Source organism: Microbacterium sp. (assembly GCF_047605725.1).
In the GTDB taxonomy this organism is placed as follows: Bacteria; Actinomycetota; Actinomycetes; order Actinomycetales; family Microbacteriaceae; genus Microbacterium.
Genome location: NZ_JASGFE010000071.1, coordinates 1 through 9,902 on the forward strand (window position 1 = coordinate 1; position 9,902 = coordinate 9,902).

Sequence of the window (9,902 nt, forward strand, 5' to 3'; positions counted from 1 at the left end):
CGGCGAGGTTGCGCTCGGCGCGCTGGCGGTCCTGCTCGATCTGCACGCGGTCGCGATCGTCCTGGCGGTTCTGCGCGAGGAGGATCAGAGGCGCCGCGTACGAGGCCTGCAGCGACAGCACCAGCGTGAGCACCGTGAACCCGTAGACCTGGGAGTCGAAGCGCAGGTGTTCGGGGGCGAAGGTGTTCCAGGAGATCCACCCGATGCAGAACAGCGAGAGCCCGACGAGGAACGCCGGAGTGCCCATGTTGCGGGCGATCCACTCGGTGAAGCGGCCGAACCGGTCGCGAGAGGGCTGCGGGGTGCGCGCGAGCATGCCGGAGCGTCGCCCGCGCGGTGCGTCCAGTCGCACCCGCGACGTGCGCGCCATCACCGCGCGCCCCCGCTCACGAGGGGGGCGGCGGGCTCGTCGTCGCCGTCGTGCGAGCGCCAGTCGTCCGGCAGCAGGTAGTCGAGGACATCGTCGACGCTCACCGCGCCCACGAGCCGGTGGGCCTGGTCGACCACCGGCACCGACACCAGGTTGTAGCTCGCCAGCAGACGCGCGACCTCCGCCGCCGAAGCGGTGGACAGCACCGGATCGAGCGTGTCGTCGATGATCGCGCCCAGCCGCTCGTGGGGCGGGTAGCGCAGCATGCGCTGGAAGTGCACGACGCCCAGCAGTCGCCCGGTGGGGGTCTCATAGGGGGGGAGCGTCACGAACACCGCGGCGGCGAGGGCGGGATGCAGCTCGTGCCGGCGGATCGTCGCGAGCGCCTCGGCGACGGTGGCATCGGCCGACAGCACGATCGGCTCGGGCGTCATGAGTCCGCCGGCCGTGTCGGGACCGTACTCCAGGAGGGCGCGCACGTCCTCGGCCTCCTCGGGCTCCATGAGCCCGAGGAGCTGCTCGGCCCGTCGCTCGGGGAGCTGGCCGAGGAGGTCCGCGGCGTCGTCGGGCTCCATGGCGTCGAGGATGTCTGCGGCGCGCTCGTCGCCCAACCGGTCGAGGATGTGCATCTGCTCGCCCTCGGGCATCTCCTCCAGCGCGTCGGCGAGGCGGTCGTCGGGCAGCTCCTCGGCGACCTCGAGGAGGCGCTCCTCGGGGAGGTCGAGCAGCGTGTTGGCGAGGTCGGCGGGCTTGAGCTCGGAGTAGGTGGCCACAAGCTGCTCGGCGGACTGCGCCTCTCCGGGAGACTGCTGCTCGCGCACCTCGGACCACGTCGCGAACGTCGTCGGCCCCTTCGCGAACGGGGAGGCGCTCGTGCGGGGACGGCGCAGGAACAGCTGACCGACCGACCACTGGCCGAGCCGGTTGCGCTCGATGGCGACGTCCTCGATGACCGCCTGCCCGGAGCCGTCCTTGAGGTACACCTTCCGGCCCACGAGCTCGACCATCACGCGCACCTCTCCGCCGCGCTGTTGGAAGCGGCGCACGTTGATGAGACCGGTCGTGATGACCTGTCCGGTCGCGATGGAGGTGACCCGCCCGATCGAGACGAACACGTGACGGCGTCCCGGGATCTCCACGACCAGTCCGATGACGCGCGGCGGATCGTCGCGGCGGAACACCACCACGACGTCGCGGACCTTGCCGAGGCGGTCGCCGGCAGGGTCGAAGACCGCGCACCCGGTCAGGCGCGCGACGAACACCCTCTGCGTACTCACCCGACCAGCGTAGTGCGCGGGGGTCGGGTCGCCGCGGGTCCTGCTCAGGAGAGCCGTGACAAGATGGATCGATGAGCATGATCGGCGGCACCCCCCGCGAGCACGGCGAGACCATCGTCGGCTACCCTTCGTACGAGGGCGCCCAGCAGGCAGTCTCTCGGCTCATCGCCGCGGACATCCCCGCGAAGGACATCGCGATCGTCGGGCGCGGGCTCCGCTCCGTCGAGACGGTCACCGGCCGGCTCGGGTATGCGGCGGCGGCCCGCTCCGGCGCGGTCAACGGCATCCTGCTCGGACTGCTCTTCTCGGCCTTCTTCGTGCTGGGAACGCCCAACGCGGCCATCCAGCTGTTCGTCGGCGTCATGCTCGTGGGCATCGCGATGGGCATGCTCATGAGCCTCGTCACCTACTCGGTGATCCGTCGCCGCCGCGATTACACGTCGATCACCCAGGTGCTCGCGGACCACTACGACGTCACGGTGCTGCCGCGCAGCATCCACCGGGCGCGTGAGGTGCTCGGGCATGCCGCGGCGCCGCCTCCCCCCGCGACGCCGCCCGGGCCGCCGCGCTACGGCGAGCGGGTCGACCCCGGTCCTGCCGCGTCGCAGGGTCCCGGCGGCGCGCAGGGCTCGGCGGGAGCAGACCGGGCGCCCGGAGACGCGACGCCGTGAGCACGCGGGAGCTCGCCCTGCCGGTCGAGCTGCCCACCGGAGCCGCGAGCGTGCCGGTGACCGTCCGCGATGCGGATGCCGGAGCCTGGGCGATGGTCGCGCTCGCGCACGGCGCGGGCTCCGGCAGGGAGCATCCGTTCCTCGTCGGGCTCGCCGAGGCGCTCGCTCCGCTCGGGATCTCGACCGCGCGGTTCGACTTCCCGTACCGCGCGGCGTGCCGCCGTCTCCCGGGCCCGGCCGCCCATGCCGTGGCGGCGTGGGCGGCGGTGGTGACGTGGGCCCGCGGCGAGGGCGTGCCGCTGTGGGCGGCGGGGAAGTCCTACGGCGGCCGCATGGCCTCGATGGCCGCGGCCGAGGGGGCGATCGAGCCCGCCGGGCTCGTCTACCTCGGCTATCCGCTGCACCCGCCCGGACGGCCGGACCGGGCCCGGGTCGCCCACCTGACCGCCGTCGCGCAGCCCCAGCTCTTCCTCAGCGGGACGAACGACCCGTTCGTGCAGCCGGTCGCCCAGCTGGAGGCGGCCGTCGCCTCGTGCCGCGACGCCGTGCTGACCTGGGTCGACGGGGCCGGGCACTCCTTCGAGGTGAAAGGCCGACGCCGCGCGGCGGACGAGGTCGGTGCCGGGCTCGCGCCGCTCGTGGCCGCGTTCCTGCGCGAGCGACGCTGACGCTCGGAGGCGGCGGGTTCAGGCGGTCACGGCGACCGTGCCGGTGAGCCGGATGTCGCGGCTGGAGCGTCCGACGCGCACCTCGACCTCGCCGGCCGGAGTCGCCCAGGCGTGCGCCCCGACGTCGAAGTACGAGACCGCGCGGCGCGGCACGCTGACGCTCACGCGCTCGGAAGCGCCCGCCTCCAGCCGCACCTTCGCGAAGCCGGCGAGCTGCTGCGGCGGCGTGAGGACGGCATCGGTCGGAAGCTCGCCGACGTAGACCTGCACGACCTCCGACCCGGCTCGCGCGCCGGTGTTGCGCACCGTGACCGAGACCGTCGCCGCCTCGTCGCCGGCGCCCGCCGACACCTCCAGGTCGGAGTAGTCGAAGTCGGTGTACGCGAGCCCGTGCCCGAAGGGGTAGGCGGGCTCCAGGCCGCGCGCGTCGAAGCCGCGGTAGCCGACGAAGACGCCCTCCTCGTACACCACCGAGCCCTCGACGCCCGGGTAGGTGCGCGGGTCGGCGGCGGGGGTCTGGTCGAGGTCGCGCGGCAGGGTCAGGGGCAGTCTGCCGCCCGGCTCGGCGGCGCCGGTGAGCACGCGGGCCAGCGCGTCGCCCTGCGCCTGTCCCGGATACCATGCCTGCACGAGCGCGGCGGGCTCTGCACCCCACCCCGTCACGGTCACCGGCGCTCCGGTCATGAGCACCACGATCGTGCGCGGATTGGCGGCGAGCACCGCGGCGATCAGGTCGTCCTGGCCATTGGGCAGTCCCAGGTGCGGGCGGTCGTCGGCCTCGGCCTCGTAGGTGCGCACGGCGACGATCGCGACGTCGGACGCCGCGGCCAGGGCGGCCGCCTCGGCCACCGCGGGCGCGAACACGCCGGCCGGGGGCTCCCAGCCGAGCCGGATGCGGGCGCCGATGAGGAAGCCCTGTGCGGCATCGTTCGCGCTGTAGTCGAAGCGCAGCTCGTAGGCGTGGCCGGCCACGAGCTGGAGGGTGAAGGTGGTCAGCACCGGGTCGGCGGAGCTTTCGCCGGTGCCGCCGTAGGGGAGGATCACCGGTTCGGCCTCGGCATCCGCCTCGGTCTTCGGGGCGTCCGCAGCGGCCGCCACCGCGGCGACCAGCTCCGCGGCCACGGCGTCGGCATCCGTTCCCGCGTCCTCGGAGCGCGACACCACGACGCCGTCGAGCGAGAAGGCGTACGCGCCGACGTTCGTGACGGTGAGCCGGTAGCTGCCCGACACCGGCACGGTGAGGGCGCCGGTCCAGCGCACCGAGATGCGGCCGTTGAGCTCGCCGGGCAGCAGCGGGTAGCGCGGCGAAGAGGCGTTGAAGCCGGGGAAGTTGTGGAAGCCGAGGTTGTGCTCGATCTGGCCCTCGACCCGGTCCACCAGCGGGTCGCCCTCGAACTCCGTGTTGGCCCAGTACTGCGCGCGCAGACCCGTCTCCCCGTTCGGCGCGGTGAAGAAGCTCGACGGGATCGCGTCGGGCCCCGGCAGCAGCACACCCGGGGTCACCGGGTCGGAGCCGTGCAGCACGGTGATCTCGACGTCGTCGCCGAGGGCGCGTCGCAGCCCCTCCAGCGGCGAGACGCCCATGGTCGGGCGCACCATCGAGCTGCCGCCGCCCTGCGCGCCCACCGCGTCGACGTCGGGGCCGATCAGTGCCACGCGGCGCACGTCCGTCAGCGGCAGGATGCCGTCGTTGCGCAGCAGCACCATCGAGGCCTCCGCGACGCGCTGGGCGAGCGCGTGGTGCTCGGCGACGGGGAACTCGGCCACCCCCACCGGGTGCTCCAGCTGGCCCATGCCGACGAGGGGACGGAGGATCCGTCGCACCTTCTCGTCGATGACGGACTCGGCGACCTCGCCGGACTGCACGGCGGCCAGCAGCTGCGACCCCCAGTGGCCCTCGTTGGGCTGCTCCTGATCGAGACCCGCATTCGCGGCGGCCGCGGTGGAGTGGTTGGCGCCGTAGTCGCTCATGATCCAGCCGCGGAAGTCGAGCTCGTCGCGCAGCAGGTCGGAAAGCAGCGCGCTGCTCTCGCACGCGAAGTCGCCGTTGACCCGGTTGAACGCGCCCATCATCGAGGCGACCTCACCTTCCCGGACGAGCGCCTCGAACGGCGGCAGGTAGATCTCGCGCATCGTGCGCTCGTCGATGACGGCGTCGACGCTCGAGCGGTGGTCCTCCTGGTTGTTGATCGCGTAGTGCTTCGCGCACGCCTGCACCCCGTGGGCCTGGATGCCGCGGACCACGCCCACGCCGATGCGGGACTGCAGCAGCGGGTCCTCGCCGAAGGACTCGAACGTGCGGCCGCCGACGGGGACGCGGGCGATGTCGACGGCAGGACCGAGCGACACGTTGTGATCGGTCGCGCGGCATTCGGCGCCCACGACCGCGCCGTACTCCTGCGCGAGCTGTGGATCCCATGTCGCGGCCAGCGCGATCGGGGCGGGGAGGGCCGTGGCGCGACCCTCGTGCACGTCGCCCTTGTTGATGCGCACGCCGGCAGGGCCGTCGGCCATCTGCAGTGCGGGCAGGCCCAGACGCTCCAGCGGCCCGGAGTAGAAGCCGTAGTTCCAGTTCAGGTCGCCGGTCACGAAGGCGACCTTCTCGTCCAGCGTCATCGCGTCGAGGTAGGCCTGGACCCTGGTCTCGACCTCTGCGCCGGCCCAGGAGGGGCGGGAATCCGAATCGCCGGGTGCGGTCGCGTCAGTCATGGGGCACTCCATCGGGTCGGGCGCGGTCGACGTCATGGGCGCCGCGGTCCCGGAAAGTATGCACCGCTTCGCGCGCGCGGGCAAACCGGCATCCGAATCACCGCGAGGCGACGGAGACCTCGGCCCACGACGACGTACGGATGAACTCCCACAGGCGGGTCAGGTGTGCAGTCATATCCAGCGTCGGGTCGATGAGCCACTGCACCTGCAGGCCGTCGCTGGCCGAGACGATGAGGTCGACCGCCTGGGGGATGTCGACCGCGGGGCCGAGCTCGCCGGCATCCTGAGCGCGCTCGATCGCCTCGCCGAGCAGGTGCCGGAGGAACGCGTAGCGCTCCACGAAGAAGCGGTGGGCGGGGTGTCCGGGAGTGCCCGCCTCGGCGGAGAACTCGGCGTAGAGACGTACCAGCCCCGGCACCTGAGTGTTGTGGGCGATGACCTCGAGGTAGCCGGCGAAGGTCGGGTTGTGCAGGAAGTGATCGCGGAGGTCGCGCTCGTCGCGGGCGCGGAGCACCTCTTGGTACAGCTCCTCGCGAGAGCCGAAGTAGTGCATGAGACCGGCCTGGCTGAGGCCCACCCGCTCGGCGATCTCGCGATTGGAGGCGCGGTGGCAGCCGTTGCGGGCGATCACGTCGAGGGCCGTGTCGAGGATCTCCGCGCGCTTGGCGGTTCCCTTCGCGTACGGACCACGGCGTTTCATGCTCCAGAGCCTAGAAGAAATCGGCTGTGTTCGTACACCCGCGGGGGCGGACAGACCGTCCCGCGGTGCTCAGCGGCGTGCGATCCAGGCCTCCACCTCGTCGGCTGTGCGCGGGATGGCGGCGGACAGGTTCACCGGGCCGTCGGCGGTCATGAGGATGTCGTCCTCGATGCGCACGCCGATTCCGCGGTACTCCTCCGGCACGGTGAGATCGTCGATCTGGAAGTACAGCCCCGGCTCGATCGTGAAGACCATGCCGGGCCGCAGGATGCCGTCGTAGTACATCTCGCGTCGCGCCTGCGCGCAGTCGTGCACGTCGATGCCGAGGTGATGGCTGGTGCCGTGCACCATGTAGCGGCGGTGCTGGCCGCCGCGGTCGGGGTCGAGCGCCTCCTGCGCGGTCACCGGCAGCAGGCCCCACTCGGCCACCCGCGCGGCGATGACGGCCATCGCGGCCTCGTGCACGCTCCGGAACGTCACCCCGGGCCGCGCCGCCGCGAAGGCCGCGTCGGCGGCCTCGCGCACGGTCTCGTAGACGGTGCGCTGCACCGGCGTGAACGTGCCCGAGACCGGGAGCGTGCGGGTGACGTCTGCGGTGTAGAGGCTGTCGACCTCCACCCCGGCATCCACCAGCAGCAGATCGCCGGGCACGACCGCGCCGTCGTTGCGCGTCCAGTGCAGGTAGCACGCGTGCGGTCCGGAGGCGGCGATGGTGTCGTAGCCCTCGCGGTTGCCCTCGGTGCGGGCGCGCCAGTGGAACACACCCTCGACGGCGCGCTCGCCGCGCGGGGTGGCGATGATGCGGGGGAGGTCCGCGACGATGTCGTCGAAGCCCCGTACGGTGATCTCGACGGCCAGGCGCAGCTGGGCGATCTCGTACTCGTCCTTGCACAGGCGCAGCTCGGAGACGAACTGCGTCAGCGCGGCATCCCGATCGACGACCAGGTCGTCGTCGGCCGGCTCGAAGCCGTCCAGGTGAGCGGTGGCGACGGCGAGCTCCTCGGCGACGCCGGCCAGCGACGGACGCGGGCCGATCCAGAACTCCCCGATCGACGCGTCGGCGTAGAACTCGGCGGTCGTGCGGTCGGCGCGCTCGCGCAGGTAGAGGGTGACGTCGTGGCCGGATGCCGTGGGGTCGAACACGAGGACGGAGTCGGGCACGGCGTCGCTGCCCCACCCGGTGAGGTGGGCGAAGGCGGAGTGCGCGCGGAACGGGTAGTCGGTGTCGTTCGAGCGCTGGGCGAGCGAGCCGGCCGGGATCACGAGCCGGCGGCCGGGGAAGGCGGCCGACACCGCGTCGCGTCGCGTCGCGGCGTAGGGGGCCTGCGGGCGCACGGGCGGGGACTGGTCGGGGCGGTCGGCCCACCCGGTCGCGATGGTGTCGAGGAACCCTCGGGGGAAGGGCTGCCGGCGGTTCGTGTTCTCGGTCGCCGGCGCCGCGGTCTGCCGGGTCTGCGGGGTGGCCCCGTTCGCGCACATGCCCCCAGTCTCGCACGCTGCGAGACCGGGGGCATGGGCTCACGTGAGCTCCGTGTAGAGGTCGCGGAGCCTGGCGAGAGCGCGGTGGTGGCGGGCCCTCGCCGTGCCTGGTCGGATGCCGAGGACGCGGCCCGCGCCGGAGATGGAGAGCTGCTCCCAGACGATGAGGCGCAGGAGCTCCTGGTCGCGAGGAGGCAGGAGCTTCAGCGCTTCGGCGGCGATGAACGCCTCGTCGGGGACGGGCGGGACGGGAACGGCCGCTGCGGCTCGGAGGGCGTCGTCGGCGATCGCGCGGCGAGCTCGTCCTCGGCGGTGGTTGGCGAGGACCTTCCGCGCGATGCCGTAGGCCCAGGCGCGGCGCTCGTCCTCGAGCTGGGGCATCCGCGATCGATGACGCCACAGCGCGAGCAGAGTCTCTGACGTGCAGTCGGCCGCGTCGTCGGCGAGAGACACTCGCCTCCGGAAGTATCGCACCAGAACCGGCACCAGGGGTGCGATCGCCGTCTCGAAGGCGCGTTCGGCGTCGAGTGCGGTCGATGCGCTCCGGGTGCCGACGGCGTGCACGGGCGTGACGGTCCTGGCCGCCGTGTCACCGAGACTCACTGGCCGGCCTCGAGGATCTCGCTGTAGATGACCGCTGCGAGGGCCGAGCGGTCGGTCCCGTCCCAGCCGGGAGCGTTCTCGATCTGAGCGAGCGCCTGCGCGGCATCCGCGTCCCCTGCGGCGATGCGTCGCGCGAAGGCGCGCATGGCATCGGTGACGCCGCCTCCGTCGGTCTCGACCGTCGCGGGCCACTCGGCCGCGTCCGCGAGGATCGCGGCGGCCTTGGTCTGTCCGGTGGCGTCGCCGTTCTCGTGGGCGGTGATCCACGCGGTGATCCAGTCGCGGTAGGCCTCGTGCTCGAAGGTCCTGCGGACGAGAGTGGCCTGCGCAAGGCCACCCATGCCTGCCATCGTGTCGCTGACCCTGGCGGTGAGCGCGGCCCGGGTGACGCCGGGTGCCAGCGGCAGCCACTCGGGATAGAGCGATGCGACGACGTCGGGGAGGTCGTCGGCGCCGAGGTCGAGCCATTCGGAGTCGTCGGCCTCGGTGCTCACGGAGGCTCCACGGTCATCGCCGGGGTTCGGGGACCCGAACCAGCCGGTGCGGGCAGCGAACTCGGTGGCGACCGCTCCCACGGGCACCCCCACGACGACGATCGCCGTGAGCGCCGTCGCCCAGACCGACCAGCGGCGCCGTGACAGCCGAGAGGGGCGTGCGCGTCGGACTGCGGCCGCCGCGTCCGAAGGGGTGATCGTGATGGTCGAGGCGGGGTCCGCGGCGCGTAGCGCGTCGAGAAGGTCGGGGTCGGACATGGTCGTCATGGGGTGCTCCATCTCGGGGTTCTGACTGGACAACACGTTCATGTCCATGACGCGGCGAAACGTTACATCGTTGTCGAGGCTCCAGGCCGCGCTCGTCCCGGGATTCTGGTGCGGATCGGTCATAAGGCTCAATGTCGGAGGGTGGTGGGATGCTGTGGGTGTGGGAGTTCTCGAAGATATCAGCGACGCGGTAGGGCGGCTGGGTGTGTTCGCGGAGCTCAACGTGGATGCCGGGGAGCTGCCCGCGTCGGCGGTGCGGCTCAGTGATCAGTCGGTGCGGGACGCGCTCGGGGTCGTCGCGGGTGTGGTGAAGCAGGCCACGATGCTGCAGTCGGTGCTGGTCGGCGTCGCCGCCGCCAGGTCGGGGCGCGACCGCGGGCATGGGGGTCTCGTGCAGGGCACGGGGCATCGCAACGCGGTGGAGTTCGTGCGGGACGTGACGGGGGTGTCGCGGGGTGAGGCGATCCGGGCGGTCAAGGTCGGGGAAGCCCTCCTGGACGGGCACGGCGACGGGCACGGGCACGCCGCCGACCCAGGGGCGGCGACGGATGCCGGGGCGGGTGGCGCGGACGGCACGGATGCCGGGGCCTCGCCGGATGCCGGGTCGGACGCTGCGGCCGGGGTGGACGCGGCGGCGTTGCCGTGGCATGAGCCTCTGCGGGTC

9 protein-coding genes and 1 pseudogene are annotated in these 9,902 nt (G+C 72.6%); 3 read left to right on the plus strand and 7 right to left on the minus strand.

Annotated elements, in window-relative coordinates; genetic code table 11:
- Both QM641_RS12130 and QM641_RS12135 read right to left on the minus strand, forming a co-directional pair.
- On the minus strand, positions 1-370 hold a 370-nt coding region (locus QM641_RS12130), incomplete at its 3' end, for a DUF1003 domain-containing protein (protein ID WP_415116834.1).
- Positions 370-1,647: a magnesium transporter MgtE N-terminal domain-containing protein gene (locus QM641_RS12135; RefSeq protein ID WP_415116836.1), complete on the minus strand. Its 1,278-nt coding sequence runs from the start codon at positions 1,645-1,647 to the stop codon at positions 370-372. The genes QM641_RS12130 and QM641_RS12135, both read right to left, overlap by 1 nt.
- A 71-nt stretch (positions 1,648-1,718) precedes the next feature.
- Here QM641_RS12135 and QM641_RS12140 point away from each other — a divergent pair, with 71 nt between their 5' ends.
- Both QM641_RS12140 and QM641_RS12145 read left to right on the plus strand, forming a co-directional pair.
- Positions 1,719-2,318: a general stress protein gene (locus QM641_RS12140; protein ID WP_415116838.1), complete on the plus strand. Its 600-nt coding sequence runs from the start codon at positions 1,719-1,721 to the stop codon at positions 2,316-2,318.
- Positions 2,315-2,986: an alpha/beta family hydrolase gene (locus QM641_RS12145; protein WP_415116840.1), complete on the plus strand. Its 672-nt coding sequence runs from the start codon at positions 2,315-2,317 to the stop codon at positions 2,984-2,986. Before QM641_RS12140 ends, QM641_RS12145 begins: the two co-directional genes overlap by 4 nt.
- An 18-nt stretch (positions 2,987-3,004) precedes the next feature.
- Here the strand turns inward: QM641_RS12145 and QM641_RS12150 are convergent, their stop codons facing one another.
- The 5 genes from QM641_RS12150 to QM641_RS12170 all read right to left on the minus strand — a co-directional run bounded on the left by QM641_RS12150 (position 3,005) and on the right by QM641_RS12170 (position 9,361).
- Positions 3,005-5,695 carry a glycoside hydrolase family 3 protein gene (locus QM641_RS12150; RefSeq protein ID WP_415116842.1) on the minus strand — a complete coding sequence of 897 codons (2,691 nt, stop codon included), beginning with the start codon at positions 5,693-5,695 and terminating at the stop codon, positions 3,005-3,007.
- Positions 5,696-5,792: 97 nt separating this feature from the next.
- The gene (locus tag QM641_RS12155) at positions 5,793-6,395 is read right to left on the minus strand and encodes a TetR/AcrR family transcriptional regulator (RefSeq protein ID WP_415116844.1); all 603 of its coding nucleotides are present in this window, start codon (positions 6,393-6,395) and stop codon (positions 5,793-5,795) included.
- A 69-nt stretch (positions 6,396-6,464) separates the two neighbouring features.
- A complete protein-coding gene (locus QM641_RS12160; protein WP_415116846.1) occupies positions 6,465-7,874 on the minus strand; it encodes an aminopeptidase P family protein in 1,410 nt (469 codons plus the stop codon).
- A gap of 39 nt (positions 7,875-7,913) precedes the next feature.
- Entirely contained in the window at positions 7,914-8,477 is a 564-nt protein-coding gene (locus QM641_RS12165) for an RNA polymerase sigma factor (RefSeq protein WP_415116849.1), read from the minus strand.
- On the minus strand, positions 8,474-9,361 hold the full coding sequence (locus QM641_RS12170) for a hypothetical protein (RefSeq protein ID WP_415116851.1): 888 nt from the start codon (positions 9,359-9,361) through the stop codon (positions 8,474-8,476). Before QM641_RS12170 ends, QM641_RS12165 begins: the two co-directional genes overlap by 4 nt.
- Before the next feature lie 37 nt (positions 9,362-9,398).
- On the opposite strand from QM641_RS12170, the pseudogene QM641_RS12175 reads away from it, so the two are divergent.
- Positions 9,399-9,902 (plus strand): annotated as a pseudogene (locus QM641_RS12175) (hypothetical protein); the annotation flags it as partial.

What these genes read in the sequence shown, in the direction of transcription:
- QM641_RS12140 (WP_415116838.1), top strand. Translation starts at nt 1,719, where the DNA reads ATGAGCATGATCGGCGGCACCCCCCGCGAGCACGGCGAGACCATCGTC.
- QM641_RS12150 (WP_415116842.1), bottom strand. Translation starts at nt 5,695, where the DNA reads ATGACTGACGCGACCGCACCCGGCGATTCGGATTCCCGCCCCTCCTGG.
- QM641_RS12155 (WP_415116844.1), bottom strand. Translation starts at nt 6,395, where the DNA reads ATGAAACGCCGTGGTCCGTACGCGAAGGGAACCGCCAAGCGCGCGGAG.
- QM641_RS12160 (WP_415116846.1), bottom strand. Translation starts at nt 7,874, where the DNA reads ATGTGCGCGAACGGGGCCACCCCGCAGACCCGGCAGACCGCGGCGCCG.
- QM641_RS12170 (WP_415116851.1), bottom strand. Translation starts at nt 9,361, where the DNA reads ATGACCGATCCGCACCAGAATCCCGGGACGAGCGCGGCCTGGAGCCTC.